This is a genomic window from Arthrobacter sp. zg-Y916, assembly GCF_020907385.1.
Lineage (GTDB): Bacteria > Actinomycetota > Actinomycetes > Actinomycetales > Micrococcaceae > Arthrobacter_B > Arthrobacter_B caoxuetaonis.
In genome coordinates, this window is sequence record NZ_JAJJOD010000001.1 from 756,425 (window position 1) to 773,711 (window position 17,287).

Consider the following 17,287-nt stretch of genomic DNA (forward strand, 5'->3'; position numbering starts at 1 on the left):
TTAGCTGCTGACGCCTACTGCCTTGCCGATCGACCCGGCATCTTCAAGCAGCCCAAGCATGCAGGCAGCCAAGTCCGCGCGGGGAATCGAGCCGCGCAGTGTGCCGGGCTCCGACGTCTGAAGCGCCTGCCAGGATCCGGTTGGATCCTTGTCCGTGAGTCCGGTTGGCCGGACGATTGTCCAGTCCAGGCCGGAACTCTGCACGGCGGCTTCCTGCTCATTGTGGTCGGCGAGCGGCTTGGCCAGGGCAACTTTCATGGCCATGCGCAGCGGGGCCGGCATCTGTGATCCGGAATCCCCGGCGCCCAGGGAGGACTGCACCATCAGCCGCTGCACATCCTCCTTCTTCATAGCCTCGATCACGGCCCTGGTGACTGCGGCGCGCTGATTCGGGACACCCTTGGCTCCGCCCACTGTGACGACGACGGCGTCGGCGCCGATCACCGCCTTGCCGGCAGCTGCCGGGTCTGTTGCGTCGCCGCGGACTACATGGACGCCTTCAGGCGCGTTGCCGCTGCGGGAGAGAACGGTGACTTCATGGCCTGCCTTGCGCGCCTGGGCCGCCAGCTGTGCACCGGTGCCCTTTGACCCGCCAATAATCGTGATTTGCATTGAATCCTCTAACTGCCCGGGGGCCTCGAATAGTCCCCATTTTATCCGCCGTACGTATCCGCCTTTCGCCGAAGTTCGCGTTCCGCGGCGGCTGTGAGGATGCGTCGGCCTGTGCCTGACTCGCCGTCGTCCGGAGTGACCTCCATCGGGTGAAAGCGGGAAGAATAGACCAGAAATTCGCTGTGCGCCAGAGCACAGTCTGTAACGGTAAATTTCAGGTTGCAATGGTGTAACAACCGCCCCGTCGCGGGAACCAAGTTACGGGCCAGTAGCTATTCGCGGTTTACTCTCTTACACATATGCGACCAGGCACGCTCACAGCTGCCGTCCGCAGATCCGGCAAACCTGCCGGATACAAATCGCACTAAGAAATAGGAGGCGGAATGCGTTTTGGACGTATTTCCAAAGCAGTGGGAGTTGCAGCAGTTGCTGCGCTCGCACTGAGTGCCTGCGCTGCCAACCAGGGGACCACCGATGAGGGGTCAACTGACAGCGAGAGCACCGGCGGTTCTGTCCGCGTCGTGGAGGTTAACGCCTTCAGCTCGTTCAACAGCAACACTGCGAACGGCAACGTGGACATCAACGGCAAGATTGCGTACGCCACGCACTCCGGGTTCAACTACATCACCGATGAGCTCAAAGTTGAGCCGCTGGAAGATTTCGGCACCTATGAAAAGGTCTCCGAGGATCCGCTGACGGTCAAGTACACCGTCAACGAAGGTGTGAACTGGTCCGACGGCGAGCCTGTCGATGCCGACGACCTCATGCTGCTGTGGGCTGTAAACTCCGGCCACTTCAACGACGCCACGACGAACGAAGAAGGCGAAACCGTTTCCGGTACCACCTACTTCGACTACGCCGGCGACACCTCCGGACTGGGCCTGACCGATGTTCCGGAAATCGGCGACGACGGACGTTCCATCACCCTGACCTACTCCGAGCCCTTCGCGGACTGGGAAGTTGCGTTCGGTGCGATGACCGACGGCGGCGTGAGCACGCCGGCACACGTCGTTGCAGAGAAGGCCGGACTGGCCGACGGCGACGCGCTGATCGAACTGCTCCAGAACACTCCCGCAGGCGACCCGGCCAGCCCGGCTCCCGTCAACGAAGAGCTCAAGGCAGTTGCCGACTTCTGGAACACCGGCTTCGACACCAAGTCGCTGCCGTCCGATCCTTCCCTGTACCTCTCCAACGGTCCGTTCATCGTCTCGGAAATCGATCCCGAGAACTCGATGACGCTGACCCGCAACGAGGACTACAACTGGGGCCCCGAGCCCAAGATCGACGAAATCGTCGTCCGCTACATCGGCGAAGCTCCGGCACAGGTGCAGGCACTGAAGAACGGTGAAGTGGACATCATTGCTCCGCAGCCGTCCGCTGACACCGTAGAGCAGATCGAGGCCATTGACGGAGTCACCATGAACTCCGGCAACCAGCTCTCCTACGACCACGTTGACCTCAACTACACCGGCGTCTTCGCCGACCAGGACGTGCGTACCGCGTTCATGAAGGTCATCCCGCGCCAGGCAATCGTCGATTCCATCGTCAAGAAGCTGAACCCGGATGCAGCCCCGCTGGATTCCGAGATCTTCCTCGCTGACCAGGAAGGCTACGACGAGTCCGCTGCCAACAACGGCTCCGCAGAATTCGCCGAGGTTGATATTGAAGGCGCCAAGGAACTGCTCGCCGGTGCCACCCCTGAAGTACGCATCATGTACAACAAGGACAACCCCAACCGCGCAGACGCCTACACGCTGATCGCACAGTCCGCCTCCGAAGCCGGCTTCAAGGTCGTCGACGGCGGCCTGGGCGCCTCTGACTGGGGCTCCGCCCTGGGCACCGGCACCTACGATGCCTCCATCTTCGGCTGGATCAACTCGGGTGTCGGCGTGACCGGTGTTCCGCAGATCTTCAAGACCGGCGCTGCATCGAACTACAACGGTTTCTCCAACCCCGAAGCTGATGCCCTCATGGACCAGCTGATCCTGGAAACCGACGTGGAGAAGCAGAAGGAACTGCAGATCCAGATCGACAAGCTCATCTGGGAATCCTCCTACGGCCTGCCCCTGTTCCAGGCGCCGGGCGTTGATGCGCACAGCGACAGCATCGGCGGAATCGATTCCTTCATGCCGAACCAGACCGGTGTCTGGTGGAACTTCTGGGAATGGGAAGTTCTGGACTAAGCGCTTTTCCTGACGGTTAAGCACTAACCCGCAAGGCGCCGGGGCCTTCTACGGTCCCGGCGCCTTGTCTTTCCCTGGGTGGCCTTTCCCAGACAAGTGATTGGGATTAACCAAATTCCCAGCAACTATGACCTGCACTACACTTCTGCGAGTGCCGGGAGAACCCCCGGACCGTTCTAATGAGGCTGACACTTTATGGTTACCTACATCGTCCGGCGGCTCCTGACCGCCGTGCTAATCCTGTTCGGGGCATCGTTCCTGGTCTATCTCCTGACAGCGGCGTCGGGAGACCCACTGCACGACCTCCGAGAAAACCCTGCTCCCAACCGTGACGAGCTGATCCGGGCCCGGTCGGAGCTCCTAAACCTCGACGTTCCGCCGCCTTTGCGCTACTTCTACTGGTTGGGCGGCGCCTTAAAGTGCCTGGCGCCTTTTGCCGCCACCTGCGACCTCGGCCAGAGTATCCAGGGCGAACCCGTCACCGAAGCGCTGGCACGGGCCATGGGCGCGACGATCCTCCTCGTGACCACGGCAACCCTGCTGGCCATCATCGTGGGCATCTCCCTGGGCATCATCACCGCACTGCGCCAGTACAGCTCCCTGGACTACAGCGTCACGTTCATGGCGTTCCTGTTCTTCTCCCTGCCGATCTTCTGGCTTGCTGTCCTTCTCAAGGAGTACGGCGCCATCGGTTTCAACAACTTCCTGGCAGATCCACAAATACCGCTTTCAGTGGTCCTGGCAGTTGGCCTGGTCAGCGGAGTCATATGGGTCATCTTTGCCGGCGGCACCTGGAAGCGGCGCGGGACAGCCTTCGCTGCCGGGTTCGCGGCTGCTGCGGCCATCCTCTTTGTGCTCGGCAACACCGGGTGGTTTAGAACCCCGAGCCTGGGCCCCGCCGTCATCGCTGTCACCGGCGTGGCTATCGCCTATGGCGTCACCCTGCTGAGTGCCGGCCTGAAGAACCGCAAGGCCCTGTATTCGGCCCTGATCACCGTGGCACTGGGTGTCGTTGCCTACTACGCCCTCCAGCCGCTGCTGAACTCGGCTAACTGGTTCATGATCCTGCTCCTCGCACTGGCCACAGTTGCCGTCGGCTGCGCTGTCGGATACTTCATGGGCGGCTATGACCGCGGCCAGAGCATGCGCGGTGCCGCCCTCACCGGTCTCCTGGTGGGTGGATTGATCGTCCTGGACCGCTTCATGTTTGCGTGGCCGCAGTACATGGACAACTCACGGATCCGCGAAAGGCCGATCGCCACGGTGGGTGCATCCACTCCGGGGCTCAACGGTGACTTCTGGATCAGCGGCCTGGACACCTTCACGCACCTGCTGCTGCCTACCGCAGCCCTGCTGCTGGCGTCCCTGGCGAGCTACAGCCGTTACTCGCGCGCCTCCATGCTGGAAATCATGAACATGGACTACATCCGTACGGCACGCGCCAAGGGTCTCTCGGAACGCACCGTCGTCATGCGCCACGCCTTCCGCAATGCACTGATTCCGCTGGCCACCATTGTTGCCTTCGATATCGGAGCCCTCATTGGCGGTGCCGTGATCACCGAGCAGGTCTTCGCCTTCAGCGGCATGGGCCAGCTGTTCGTGCAGGCACTTGGGCGCGTTGACCCCAACCCGATCATGGGCTTCTTCCTGGTGACCGGCATCCTGGCACTGGTTTTCAACCTGGTGGCAGACCTTGTTTATTCCGTCCTTGATCCGCGCGTAAGGGTGAAGTCATGAGCACGACGTTTTCCGCCGAAACCCCCTCCAACCCGCCCGGAACCGAACCCGACGGATCGGCCAAGGCCAACACCAAGGGCCTTTCCCAGGGCCAGATTGTCCGCCGCCGGTTTCTCGACAACACCGCTGCGATCATCTCGCTTGTGGTCTTCGGGCTGATTTGCATCCTGGCCTTCAGCTCCATTGGTTTCGCCGGTATCCCGGGCTGGTGGAAGTACGACCACCGCCAGTTCACGGAGCAGATCAACGGCGGCGCGCCGACGTTCGTCAGCCTCTTCAACTGGGGCGAGCACCCGTTCGGCCAGGACCGCATCGGCCGCGACATGTTCGCCATGACCATGCGCGGTACGCAGCAGTCCATCATCGTGATGTTCCTGGTCGGCCTGATCGCCTGTGTTGTCGGCTCCGTTGTGGGGGCCGTGTCGGGTTACTTCCGCGGCTGGGTCGAGGCAGTCCTGATGCGCATGACCGACGTCGTCATCATCATCCCGATCATCGTGATGGCCGCCGTCCTGGGCCAGATCGCCAACCGCCTGGTCGGTGAGGGAATCGGTGTCATCCTGCTGGGCATCTTCCTTGGCCTGGCCACCTGGACGTCCCTGGCCCGGCTGGTGCGCGGCGAGTTTCTCTCGCTGCGTGAACGGGAGTTCGTGGATGCAGCCCGGATCGCCGGTGCTTCCAACAACCGGATCATCTTCAAGCACATCCTGCCCAACGCCGTCGGCGTGATCATCGTCAACACCACACTGCTGATGTCAACGGCCATCCTGCTGGAGACGTCGCTGAGCTACATCGGCTTTGGTGTCCAGCCGCCGGATACGTCGCTGGGCCTCTTGATCAGCCAGAACCAGGAAGCATTCCAGACCCGCCCGTGGCTGTTCTGGTGGCCGGGCCTCTTCATCGTGGCCATCTGCCTGTGCATCAACTTCATTGGCGACGGCCTGCGCGATGCCTTTGATCCCCGGCAGAAGAAGTTCAATGCCAAGCGGGTCAAGACCAAGACGGCTGGCAACTAGTGGGAATGCTGTCCGCCGAAGCGGGGCCGGCCTTCCTAGGCCAGCCCCGCCAGGGCGAAAAGCACCACGGCGGCCAGTACCAGGCCCAGGATCCAGCGCCAGTTGATACTCACTGCGGCGCGGGCGGCATCGGTCTGGTCGGGATCGATCCGGCCGGCGTTGACCAGGACCTCCCAGCGTTCGCGGACCATACGGGCGGCCTGGCCGGAGTCCGTGTTGCTCAGGTCTCCGGGACGCACCGAACCGCCCACCCCGTACGTGGTGCCGGGCAGGTTGCGCAGGTGTTCGGGTTTGCCCTGGTGGGTGCCCCAGACGCCGGGAGCGGGGGCGGCCCAGGCCGTGTAGGAACCCTTCGGGGTGACGACCTTCAGCGCGAACTTAGTGTCCACATGAATCAGGGCAGCCCACGGAACCTCAATGGTCCGGAACGGGTTGTGCAGCGTTACGCCGCCGCGCCCGACCTGGACGCTGGGGTACCAGAACAGCCAGGCTGCAACCGCAGGGATGAGGAGCAGGGGAACCGTGGCCAGCAGGCCGGAAGCTCCCGAGCTCACCGCAGCGGAAACCAGGGCAGCTGCCGTCAGGACAACGGCAATACCCGTGAACCACTTGGTGGTCCGCGGTCGGAAAACTTCGGTCTCGGGCTCGCTCTGCGGGTTCGGCATACCCCCATCGTTACAGCATTTCCAAGTGCCCTCGTAATCGGCCCGTTGACCCGGGACCGGTGCAGTGCCTGGACGGAAGGAAACTACAGCCATGACTGACACCTTCATCGGAAGCACGGACGAGGCGAGCCGCACCGGCCGCCCGCCGGTACTGGAGGTCCGCAACCTCTCCGTGGACTTCGGGGTGGACAAGGAATGGGTCCCCGCTGCCATCGACCTGAACTATCACGTGCGCGCCGGCGAGGTACTGGCGATCGTGGGCGAGTCCGGTTCGGGCAAGAGTGCCAGCTCCATGGCACTGCTCGGGCTGCTGCCCTCCAACTCACGGGTTACCGGTGAGGTGCTGCTCGACGGACAGCCGCTGCTGGGACTCTCCCAGGCCAAGCTGCGGCAGGTGCGCGGCAATGAGGTCGCCGTCATCTTTCAGGAACCCATGACGGCGCTGAACCCCGTGTACACCGTGGGGTTCCAGATTGTGGAGACGCTCCGCCTGCACAACGAGATCTCTCCCGATGAGGCCAGGCTTCGGGCGCTGAAGCTCTTGGAGATGGTGGAACTTCCCGACCCCGAGAAGGCCTTCAAGTCCTACCCGCATCAGCTCTCCGGCGGGCAGCGGCAGCGGGCGATGATTGCGCAGTCGCTTTCCTGCGATCCCAAGCTGCTCATTGCCGACGAGCCCACGACCGCTTTGGACGTCACGGTCCAGGCCGAAATCCTGGACCTGATGCGGAACCTGCGGAACAAGCTGGATTCCGCAATCGTGCTGATCACCCATGACATGGGCGTGGTAGCTGACCTCGCAGACCGCATCGCCGTCATGCGCCAGGGCGTGATCGTTGAGACCGGTACCGCCAGGGAAATCTTCGCGAACCCGAAGCACCCCTACACCCAGTCGCTGCTGGAGTCCGTGCCGCACCTGGGCCAGGGCTCGGAGGGAGACGGGGACGTCGACGTCGTAGCAGCGCTTGCAGCGGCAACGAACGTGGAGCTTGAATCCGTTGACCAGGAGGAACTTCACCGGCGTGAAGCTGAAGTGCTTTCCGGCCTCCGGACCGACGCCGCCGCCAAAGTGGACGCAGCAGGCGGGGAGCCGGTGCTGGTCCTGGAGAACGTCGCCATCGAGTACCCCAAGCAGGGCCGGGTAGCCGCCTTCCGTGCCGTCGAGGGCGCCAACCTGCGGATCCTGCCCGGCCAGGTCATGGGACTGGTGGGTGAGTCCGGGTCCGGAAAGACCACCATCGGCCGTGCCGCCGTCGGGCTCCTGCCCGTCGCCGAAGGCGAGCTGCGGGTAGTGGGAACGGACATTTCCGAGCTCAAGCCCAACTCCAAGGCCATGCACGCGCTGCGCCGCCAGGTGGGCATGGTTTTCCAGGATCCGTCCTCGTCGCTGAACCCGCGCCTGCCGATCGGTGAGAGCATCGGCGAGCCGATGTTCCTGGCGGGGGAGGCCAAGGGGGCTGCCCTGCAGCAGCGCATCGAAGAACTGCTGGACCAGGTGGAGCTGCCCCGCGCGTACCGCAACCGCTACCCGCACGAACTCTCCGGCGGGCAGAAACAGCGCGTGGGTATTGCCCGGGCACTCTCACTGAAGCCGAAGCTGATGGTCGCAGATGAGCCGACGTCGGCCCTTGATGTCTCGGTGCAGGCCAAGGTCCTGGAGCTGTTCCAGAACCTGCAGCGCGAACTCGGCTTCGCCTGCCTGTTCGTGACCCACGACCTCGCCGTCGTCGATGTCCTCGCGGACCACATCTGCGTGATGCGCAACGGCCGGATTGTGGAACAGGGGACACGGGACCAGATCCTCCGCAACCCGCAGGAGGAATACACGCAGCGCCTCATTGCTGCTGTCCCGCTGCCGGATCCGGAGAAGCAGCGCGAACGGCGCGAGCTGCGGGCAAAGCTGCTTGCCGGCTCTGCGGATACCCAGTAGCGGAACCAGCGTCTCGACAGGAAGGGTCCTCCATGAGGGCCCTTCCTGCACTTTAAGTGTGATTTGTCCACACCGCGGCGTGACATATTAGACATCGTTCTTGAATCGTTATATTGACGATTCCCTCGCTATACTTCCATAGAGGGTGACAGGCTTTCCGCGCCTGCGATGCGGGCGTATCGGCGAAAGCGTGCACCCCTTTTGGTTAGCCCGGAAAACGGTGCCTAACCAGGACACTTTGGCTGAAGTCTGCGGCATTGCCCGGCACGAGCGTCCCGCCGGCTGCTGCCCTGACATCAGCGCCGGAATCATGAGACCGGCTTCCTTTTGATCTATCCAGGAGACGTAATGCGTTTACAGCGCTTTTCCAAGGCTGTCAGCGTGGCGGTGGTTGCCGCCCTTGCACTGGGAGCCTGCGGCGGAGGATCGGAGTCCCCGGACTCCGCTGCGACTAACACCAGCATTACGGCCAACGGCACGGAGCCGCAGAATCCGCTGCTCCCCGCCAACACCAACGAGGTGGGCGGCGGCAGGATCATGGACCTCCTCTTTGAAGGTCTGCTGAGCTACGACGCCGACGGCAAGACAGTCAACGAAATCGCCGAGTCCATCGAGACGACGGACTCGCAGAACTACACCATCACGCTGAAGGACGGCAAGACCTTCACCAACGGTGAACCCGTGACCGCCTCATCCTTCGTTGATGCGTGGAACTTCGGTGCAGCCGCGAAGAACGCCCAGCTCAACTCCTACTTCTTCGAGAGCATCAAGGGCTATGACGAGGTAAGCGCCGAGGGCGCCACCGTGGACACGATGAGCGGCCTGAAGGTGGTGGATGATAAGACCTTCACGGTCGAGCTGAACCAGCCTGAATCCGACTGGCCGCTTCGCCTGGGCTACACGGCCTTCTACCCGCTTCCTTCCGAAGCCTTCGAGGACCCGGCAGCGTTTGGTGAAAACCCGGTGGGCAACGGCCCGTACATGCTGGCCGGGGACGACGCCTGGCAGCATGAGGTCCAGATCGAGCTGGTGGCCAACCCTGACTACACCGGCACCCGGGTTCCGCAGAACGACGGCGTGACGTTCAAGTTCTACTCCTCCTACGACGCCGCGTACGCGGATCTTCAGGCGGACAACCTGGACGTTCTGGACCAGATGCCTGCGGCTGCCCAGAAGACCTTCAAGTCCGACCTCGGCGAGGGCCGCTACTCGGAGAAGCCGACGGCGCAGAACCAGACCATCACCATTCCCGGGTACCTTGACGAGTTCTCCGGAGAAGCAGGTGCACTGCGGCGCCAGGCCATCTCCATGGCCATCAACCGCCAGGAGATTGCCGACGTCATCTTCACCGGCTCACGGCAGCCTGCCGCCGACTTCACCGCACCGGTGATCGAGGGCTTTGACACGGATCTGGCCGGCTCCGAGGTGCTCGAATACAACCCCGAGCGCGCCAAGGAACTGTGGGATGAGGCCGAAGCCATCTCCCCCTGGCCCGAAGGCAAGGCCTTCACCATCGGCTACAACGCCGACGGCGACCACAAGGAGTGGGTTGACGCGGTGTGCAACGCACTGAAGAACAACCTCGGTGTGGATGCCCAGGGCAAGGCCTACTCCACCTTCAAGGAGCTGCGCTCGGACGCCACCGCCAAGACCCTCAGCGGAGCCATCCGCACGGGCTGGCAGGCGGACTACCCGTCGCTGTACAACTTCCTTGGTCCCCTGTACGCCACCGGGGCCGGGTCGAACGACGGCGACTACTCGAGCCAGGCCTTCGATGACCTCCTGGCCCAGGCCCTTGCTGCTCCCACGGCTGAAGAGGGCGCTGTCATCTTCAACCAGGCGCAGGAAGTCCTGCTGGAGGACCTCCCGGTAGTCCCGCTGTGGTACCAGGTCGCCCAGACCGGCTGGAGCAACAACGTGACCGACGTTGAAACCGGCTGGAACGGCGTGCCTGTCTACTACAACATCGCACGCAAGTAAGAACCCTGCGCGCCGTCCGCTGTCCCGGAGCTTCCGGGCGGCGGACGGCGCCACCAGGCAGCAAACAGGATCGTTACCATGCCACTACCTGCCAACACCCATGACCAAGGCAGGGCCCCGCGATGACCAGATATATCGCCCGCCGGGTCCTGCAGATGATTCCGGTGTTCTTCGGAGCCACGCTGCTGGTCTACTTCCTCGTTTTCTCACTGCCCGGTGATCCGATCGCGGCACTGTTCGGGGACCGGCCGGTTAACGAGGTTGTCGCCGCACAGCTGCGCGAGCAGTACAACCTGGACCAGCCGTTCATTGTGCAGTACCTGAACTACTTGAAGAACCTGCTGACTTTCAACCTCGGCAACGACTTCTCCGGGCGGCCCGTAGCGGAAGTCCTGGCCCAGATCTTTCCGGTAACCATGCGCCTGGCGGTGCTTGCCCTGCTTTTCGAGGCAGTTTTCGGCATCGCTTTCGGTCTCATTGCCGGACTGAAGAAGGGCCGGATCTTCGACGCCACCGTACTGTTCGTTTCCCTGGTCGTCATTGCCATCCCGGTGTTTGTCCTCGGCTTCCTGCTGCAGTTCATCATCGGGGTCAAATTCGGCTGGGCGCCGCCGACTGTCGGAGCGAGCGCCGGCTGGAGTGATCTGATACTTCCCGCCGTCGTCCTGGGACTGGCGTCCTTCGCCTACGTCCTCAGGCTGACGCGCACATCCGTCATCGAGAACATGAACGCCGACTACGTCCGTACCGCGACGGCCAAGGGCCTCTCCCGCGGACGGGTCGTCAGCGTCCATATCCTGCGCAACTCGCTGATTCCGGTCATCACCTTCCTGGGTGCAGACCTCGGAGCGCTGATGGGCGGAGCAATTGTCACGGAAGGAATCTTCAACGTGCCCGGAGTCGGGCAGAAGCTCTACCAGGCCGTCATCCGCGGCGAAGGACCCACCATCGTCTCCATCGTGAGCGTGCTGGTCCTGGTGTACGTGGTGGCAAACCTGCTGGTGGACCTGCTCTACGCCTGGCTGGACCCAAGGATCCGCTATGAGTAAAAGCCAACGGACCCAGGAGCACTTTGTCGCCCCGGTGGATTCCGCCGGGCTGCCGGAGACCGACGCCGTCCAGGACGGCAAGGCTCCCCTGAGCATGTGGGGGGAAGCCTGGCGGAACCTCCGCCGCCGGCCTCTTTTCATCATCTCCGCGTTCCTGATCCTGCTGATCATTACGGTGGCAGCCTTCCCCCAGCTCTTCACCCAGATGCCGGCCGACGGCGCCTGCTACCTGGCTGACTCCAACGCAGGCCCGGCCCCGGGACACCCCCTGGGCTTTACGCTCCAGGGCTGCGACGTCTACACCCGGCTGATCTACGGCACCCGGGCGTCGCTGCTGGTCGGCGTCATCACCACCGCCTGCGTAGTGCTCCTCGGTGGCTCACTCGGTGCGCTCGCCGGCTACTACGGCGGCTGGCTCGATGCCGTGATCGCCCGGCTGGGGGACATCTTCTTTGCCCTGCCCCTCATCCTGGGCGCCATCATCGTGATGCAGCTGCCGATGTTCCGTGAAAACCGGAACATCCTGACAGTGGTGGTGACGCTGGTGGTCTTCGGCTGGCCGCAGATCGCCCGCATCACCCGCGGGGCAGTGATTTCCGTGCGGAACGCGGACTTCGTCGTGGCCTCCCGTGCCCTCGGTGTCTCCAAGTTCCAGGCACTGGTTAAGCATGTGGTGCCCAACGCCCTGGCGCCGGTGATCGTTACGGCGACTATCTCCCTGGGCACGTTCATCGTGGCCGAAGCAACCCTTTCCTTCCTCGGGATCGGGCTGCCGCCGGACATCATGTCCTGGGGCAATGACATTTCGGCCGCCCAGACCTCGCTGCGGGCCAACCCCGCAGCCCTGCTCTGGCCCGCCGGGGCACTGTCAGTCACCGTCCTCAGTTTCATCATGCTCGGAGATGCCGTGCGTGATGCCCTCGATCCGAAAGCCCGCAAGCTATGACTTCCAACGCCCTGCAGCCGGATACCGATCCGGCCCCGCTGCTGGACATCCGCTCGCTCGCGATTTCCTTCGATACCTCCAACGGAACGGTGGACGCCGTCCAGGACGCGAATCTCTCCGTCCTGCCGGGGGAGACGGTGGCAATCGTGGGGGAGTCGGGGTCGGGCAAGTCGACGACGGCGCTCGCGGCCATTGGCCTGCTGCCCGGCAACGGGCGCGTCAGCGGCGGCCAGATCATTTTCGACGGCGAGGACATCACCCATGCCAGCACCAGGCGCATCGTCGAGCTGCGCGGAAATTCGATCGGCATGGTTCCGCAGGACCCGATGTCCAACCTGAACCCTGTCTGGAAGATCGGTTTCCAGGTACGCGAAACCCTGAAGGCCAACGGCCGCCCTTCCTCCGACGAGGATGTGGCCCGGGTCCTGAGCCAGGCCGGCCTGCCCGACGCCGCTTCCCGCGCCAGGCAGTACCCGCACGAATTCTCGGGCGGGATGCGGCAGCGGGCACTGATCGCCATTGGCCTTTCCTGCTCGCCGCGGCTGCTGATTGCCGACGAACCGACGTCGGCGCTGGACGTTACCGTCCAGCGGCAGATCCTGGACCACCTTGCCTCCCTCACACAGGAAATGGGCACCGCCGTGCTCCTGATTACCCATGACCTCGGCCTCGCCGCTGAGCGCGCCCAGCGCGTCGTCGTGATGTACAAGGGCCGCGTGGTGGAGTCCGGTCCGGCGCTGGAGATCCTGACCAACCCCCGGCATCCGTACACCAAGCGGCTGGTGGAGTCGGCACCGTCCCTGGCCTCCAAGCGGATCGACATCGCCAAGGAACGGGGACTGGACGCGCCGGAGCTGCTTGCGGCCGACGGCGGAGCCGCCCCTGATGCCGGCAGCCCGGACACGGCACCCGGCATCATCGAAGTACGCAACCTCACCAAGGTCTTCAAACTGCGCAGCGGTCTGGGCCGGCATACCGACTTCACGGCCGTGGACGATGTGTCCTTTTCCGTGGAGCGCGGGACCACCACCGCCGTCGTGGGTGAATCAGGCTCGGGCAAGTCCACGGTTGCGCGGATGGTGCTGAACCTGGAGACCCCCACGAGCGGAAGCATCCTCTTTGACGGTGTGGACATGACGACGCTGGACGAGAAGAAGCTCTTCGAATTCCGGCGACGGGTCCAGCCGATCTTCCAGGACCCGTACGGCTCGCTGGACCCGATGTACAACATCTTCCACACCATCGAGGAACCGCTGCGGGTCCACGGCATTGGGGACAAGGCAAGCCGTGGCAGGAAGGTGCGGGAGCTGCTGGACCAGGTGGCGCTGCCCTCCACCGTGATGCGGCGCTTCCCCAACGAGCTCTCAGGCGGGCAGCGCCAGCGTGTAGCGGTGGCCCGCGCCCTGGCGCTGGATCCGGAAGTGGTCATCTGTGACGAAGCCGTTTCCGCACTGGACGTGCTTGTCCAGGCGCAGATCCTGAACCTGCTCGCCGAGCTGCAGGCCGACCTTGGCCTCAGCTACCTCTTCATTACCCACGACCTCGCAGTTGTCCGCCAGATCGCGGACAACGTCTGCGTGATGCAAAAGGGAAAGGTGGTGGAAACCGGAACAACGGATGACGTCTTCAACTCACCGAAGGAGGAGTACACCAAGGCCCTGCTGGAGGCGATCCCGGGTGCAGGACTCGAGCTGCCGCCCGCGGCTGCCTGACGCCGCCTCTGGTTCCGCTGAGGACCGCGCATTAGGGAACCTTTGGCAAAACGACTAGAATGGTATGGTGCCCGCTGACAGCGGCCTTTCGGTGACTTCTTACACGTGTGTTCCAACGCAGCATTTGTACAGAACTGCCGGACTTTCCGGATCGACTCCGGACCACTGTGAATTATCCCCGAACTGTAACCAATGAATTGAGTCTTCACGCATGTCAGAAACCAACACGGCTGTGAACAGCGCAGTGCGTAGCGATCTCCGCAACGTTGCTATTGTGGCCCACGTTGACCACGGCAAAACGACCCTCGTCGACGCCATGCTCAAGCAGACGAACTCCTTCGCCTCGCACGGAGATGTCGAAGACCGCGTGATGGACTCAGGCGACCTGGAACGTGAAAAGGGCATCACCATCCTGGCCAAGAACACCACCGTGTTCTACAACGGCCCCGCCGCCAACGGCGAAACCATCACCATCAACGTGATCGATACCCCCGGCCACGCCGACTTCGGCGGTGAGGTCGAGCGCGGCCTCTCCATGGTCGACGGCGTTGTGCTCCTGGTAGACGCTTCCGAAGGCCCGCTGCCGCAGACCCGCTTCGTGCTGCGCAAGGCCCTCGCCGCCAAGCTTCCCGTCGTGCTGCTGGTCAACAAGACCGACCGCCCCGACGCCCGCATCGATGAAGTTGTCAGCGAGTCCATGGACCTGCTCCTGGGCCTGGCATCCGACCTCGCGGACGAAGTTCCCGACCTTGATCTGGACCTGGTCCTCAACGTTCCCGTTGTCTACGCCGCCGCCCGCGTCGGTGCTGCCTCCCTTGAGCAGCCCGCTGACGGCCAGGCTCCGGCGAATGACAACCTGGAACCGCTGTTCCAGACCATCATCGAGCACATCCCCGCTCCGACCTACGATCCGGAAGGTGTCCTGCAGGCGCACGTCACCAACCTGGATGCTTCCCCCTTCCTGGGCCGCCTCGCGCTGCTGCGCATCTTCAACGGCACCCTGCGCAAGGGCCAGCAGGTTGCCTGGGCCCGTGCCGACGGCACCATGAAGACCGTGAAGATCACCGAGCTGCTGGCCACCAAGGCCCTCGACCGTGTTCCGACCGAGTCTGCAGGCCCCGGCGAAATCGTGGCTGTTGCCGGTATCGAGGACATCACCATCGGTGAAACGCTGACCGACGTCGACAACCCCAAGCCGCTGCCGCTGATCACCGTGGATGATCCCGCGATCTCCATGACCATCGGTATCAACACCTCGCCGCTGGCCGGCAAGGTCAAGGGCGCAAAGGTCACCGCACGCCAGGTCAAGGACCGCCTGGACAAGGAACTGATCGGTAACGTCTCCCTCCGGGTTCTGCCGACCGAGCGTCCGGATGCCTGGGAAGTCCAGGGCCGAGGCGAGCTCGCACTGGCCATCCTCGTGGAGCAGATGCGCCGCGAAGGCTTCGAGCTGACCGTGGGCAAGCCGCAGGTTGTCACCAAGATGATCGACGGCAAGATCCACGAGCCGATGGAACACATGACCATCGACGTCCCCGAGGAATACCTCGGCGCCGTGACGCAGCTGATGGCCGCCCGCAAGGGCCGCATGGTCAACATGTCCAACCACGGCACCGGCTGGGTCCGGATGGAATTCATTGTTCCCGCCCGTGGCCTGATCGGCTTCCGCACCCGCTTCCTCACGGAAACCCGCGGCGCCGGCATCTCCGCGTCCATCGCAGAAGGCTACGAGCCGTGGGCCGGCCCCATCGAGTACCGCACCAACGGCTCGATGATTGCCGACCGTTCAGGCGTCGTGACGCCGTTCGCCATGATCAAGCTGCAGGAACGCGGTTCCTTCTTCGTGGAGCCCACCTCCGAGGTTTACGAAGGCATGATCGTCGGCGAGAACTCCCGCGCCGATGACATGGACGTGAACATCACCAAGGAAAAGCAGCTCACCAACATGCGTGCCGCTTCCTCGGACACCTTCGAGAACCTGACCCCGCCGCGGAAGCTCACCCTGGAAGAGTCGCTCGAATTCGCCCGCGAAGACGAGTGCGTGGAAGTTACCCCTGAGTCCATCCGCATCCGCAAGCTGGTTCTCAACGCCAACGAGCGTGCCAAGGTAACCCGCGCCCGCGCCAAGGCGTAGCATCATCTCCATGGCATCCAGCTCCGGCCACCGGGTCCCGCGCAGGCGGGGCCCGGTGGCCGTTGTGCTTGGCGGCATTGCCGCCGGAGTCCTGGGAACCTCACTCCACGCGCAGGTGCTCTACGCCGGGGACACTCCGTTGCCCCTCGGCGCTGCAGCGGCGCTTCTTTTCAGCGCTGCCGTCTCGGTCTTCACCGGCCTGTGGGCGCGCTCGGTCCTGGTCAGCGCCCTGACAGGTGTCCTGACCTACGTCCTGCTGGGACTGTTCACCCTTGACCTGCTCGGCGGTCCGCTGATCGTGACGGGAACGGCCTCCGGGGTCGAGCTGCCTGTCGTTACAGCAGGAATCGTGTGGCTCTACGGCCAGGCCGTGGCCACTGTGGCAGCGGTCCTCGTGTGCGCAGCGGTGCTGCGTCGCGAAGCACGGTACCAGCGCAGCCATCCGGAGTCAGTGCCCGGAGTGGCCTACGGCACCGACCCAGGCTACCGCCCGGGACCAGTCTCTCCGGAGTAGACCGGGCTCTCCGAGCTAGCCCAGGGGCGCAGCAGGAAGCTGTTCGGCGCCGGTTCGGTCCAGGTGATGGGCCAGCATCAGGGACGTGGGGGTGCCGTCCGCATCAGGTTCCCGCAGCGCATACTCATCGAAAACCGCCCGCAGGCGTTCCATCAGCCCGCGGCGGTTTTCGTCGTTAAGGCACACGCCCATGCGCATGACTTCAATGTCCGACGGCGCGAGTCCGTCGATTTCCTGCAGGAACGTTTCGACCAGGACGGCGTTGGCTCCCTCCGGCAGGGACGTGCGCCAGCTGAGGCCGGTGGCCCGGTACGGGATTTCCTTCGCCCCCCGGTTCCCCGTGCGGGGTTCGCCGGCCGCCAGGAAGCCGGTGCCCAGCAGGGTGCGGACATGATGCAGCGCGGTCGCAGGATTCAGTTCCAGCGCCTCGGCAATCTCCTTGTTGGTCCGTTCCCGGTGCAGGCAGAGACGGAGGATCCGCAGCCGGACGGGTGAACTCAGCGCGCGTCCCCGCGCTTGGATGTCCTCGTCGTTTGGCATCAGGCCAGCATACCGCCGCCCGGGCGGGCCCTGCGGGCAGGAGGATCGGGAACCGGTTTGCCTGCCGTTACCAGGTGCCAGGGGATGGTGACCGCGCCGCTGCGGGTTTCAAGGGTGCAGCTGTCCGGGTCCAGTGCCGTAATGATCCCCAAGGCGTCAGTGAGCCCGCCCGGGATCCGGTAGCGGACGACGGCGCGGCGCCCGGTTCCGGCCTCGCGCAGCCGGGATTCGGGGCTCTGTGAAGTCACTGTTACATCGTACGCGGGGAG

At 63.8% G+C, this 17,287-nt stretch carries 14 protein-coding genes; 10 read left to right on the forward strand and 4 right to left on the reverse strand.

The window, feature by feature from the left end; translation table 11 throughout:
• On the reverse strand, positions 1-612 hold the full coding sequence (locus tag LOC59_RS03670) for an NAD(P)-dependent oxidoreductase (RefSeq protein ID WP_227915462.1): 612 nt from the start codon (positions 610-612) through the stop codon (positions 1-3).
• A gap of 383 nt (positions 613-995) precedes the next feature.
• Between LOC59_RS03670 and LOC59_RS03675 the strand changes: the two genes are divergently transcribed.
• The 3 genes from LOC59_RS03675 (at position 996) to LOC59_RS03685 (ending at position 5,548) form a co-directional block, all read left to right on the forward strand.
• Complete coding sequence (locus tag LOC59_RS03675; protein ID WP_227915461.1) at positions 996-2,795, forward strand: ABC transporter family substrate-binding protein; 1,800 nt, start codon at positions 996-998, stop codon at positions 2,793-2,795.
• 195 nt (positions 2,796-2,990) lie between these two features.
• Positions 2,991-4,532, forward strand: coding sequence for an ABC transporter permease (locus tag LOC59_RS03680; RefSeq protein ID WP_229970645.1), 1,542 nt, complete (start codon positions 2,991-2,993; stop codon positions 4,530-4,532).
• Positions 4,529-5,548 (forward strand): ABC transporter permease, encoded by a 1,020-nt coding sequence (locus LOC59_RS03685; protein WP_227894403.1) that lies wholly within the window; start codon positions 4,529-4,531, stop codon positions 5,546-5,548. Before LOC59_RS03680 ends, LOC59_RS03685 begins: the two co-directional genes overlap by 4 nt.
• Before the next feature lie 35 nt (positions 5,549-5,583).
• Here the strand turns inward: LOC59_RS03685 and LOC59_RS03690 are convergent, their stop codons facing one another.
• The gene (locus tag LOC59_RS03690; RefSeq protein WP_227894404.1) at positions 5,584-6,213 is read right to left on the reverse strand and encodes a PH domain-containing protein; all 630 of its coding nucleotides are present in this window, start codon (positions 6,211-6,213) and stop codon (positions 5,584-5,586) included.
• 91 nt (positions 6,214-6,304) lie between these two features.
• Here LOC59_RS03690 and LOC59_RS03695 point away from each other — a divergent pair, with 91 nt between their 5' ends.
• The 7 genes from LOC59_RS03695 to LOC59_RS03725 all read left to right on the forward strand — a co-directional run bounded on the left by LOC59_RS03695 (position 6,305) and on the right by LOC59_RS03725 (position 16,478).
• On the forward strand, positions 6,305-8,143 hold the full coding sequence (locus tag LOC59_RS03695) for an ABC transporter ATP-binding protein (RefSeq protein ID WP_229970647.1): 1,839 nt from the start codon (positions 6,305-6,307) through the stop codon (positions 8,141-8,143).
• 348 nt (positions 8,144-8,491) lie between these two features.
• The gene (locus LOC59_RS03700; protein WP_227894406.1) at positions 8,492-10,123 is read left to right on the forward strand and encodes a peptide ABC transporter substrate-binding protein; all 1,632 of its coding nucleotides are present in this window, start codon (positions 8,492-8,494) and stop codon (positions 10,121-10,123) included.
• Between the two features lie 122 nt (positions 10,124-10,245).
• On the forward strand, positions 10,246-11,172 hold the full coding sequence (locus tag LOC59_RS03705; RefSeq protein ID WP_227894407.1) for an ABC transporter permease: 927 nt from the start codon (positions 10,246-10,248) through the stop codon (positions 11,170-11,172).
• Positions 11,165-12,118, forward strand: a complete 954-nt coding sequence (locus tag LOC59_RS03710) for an ABC transporter permease (RefSeq protein WP_227915458.1) — start codon at positions 11,165-11,167, stop codon at positions 12,116-12,118. Before LOC59_RS03705 ends, LOC59_RS03710 begins: the two co-directional genes overlap by 8 nt.
• Complete coding sequence (locus LOC59_RS03715; RefSeq protein ID WP_229970649.1) at positions 12,115-13,830, forward strand: dipeptide ABC transporter ATP-binding protein; 1,716 nt, start codon at positions 12,115-12,117, stop codon at positions 13,828-13,830. The genes LOC59_RS03710 and LOC59_RS03715 overlap by 4 nt, the downstream gene beginning before the upstream one ends.
• A 211-nt stretch (positions 13,831-14,041) precedes the next feature.
• Positions 14,042-15,964: a translational GTPase TypA gene (typA, locus tag LOC59_RS03720; RefSeq protein ID WP_227894410.1), complete on the forward strand. Its 1,923-nt coding sequence runs from the start codon at positions 14,042-14,044 to the stop codon at positions 15,962-15,964.
• 10 nt (positions 15,965-15,974) lie between these two features.
• The gene (locus tag LOC59_RS03725) at positions 15,975-16,478 is read left to right on the forward strand and encodes a hypothetical protein (RefSeq protein WP_227894411.1); all 504 of its coding nucleotides are present in this window, start codon (positions 15,975-15,977) and stop codon (positions 16,476-16,478) included.
• A gap of 15 nt (positions 16,479-16,493) precedes the next feature.
• Here LOC59_RS03725 and LOC59_RS03730 read toward each other — a convergent pair whose 3' ends face one another.
• Together LOC59_RS03730 and LOC59_RS03735 are read right to left on the reverse strand one after the other, a co-directional pair.
• Complete coding sequence (locus LOC59_RS03730) at positions 16,494-17,018, reverse strand: ArsR/SmtB family transcription factor (RefSeq protein ID WP_227894412.1); 525 nt, start codon at positions 17,016-17,018, stop codon at positions 16,494-16,496.
• Positions 17,018-17,266 (reverse strand): putative acetyltransferase, encoded by a 249-nt coding sequence (locus LOC59_RS03735; RefSeq protein ID WP_227894413.1) that lies wholly within the window; start codon positions 17,264-17,266, stop codon positions 17,018-17,020. The genes LOC59_RS03730 and LOC59_RS03735 overlap by 1 nt, the downstream gene beginning before the upstream one ends.
• Positions 17,267-17,287: the final 21 nt, after the last annotated feature.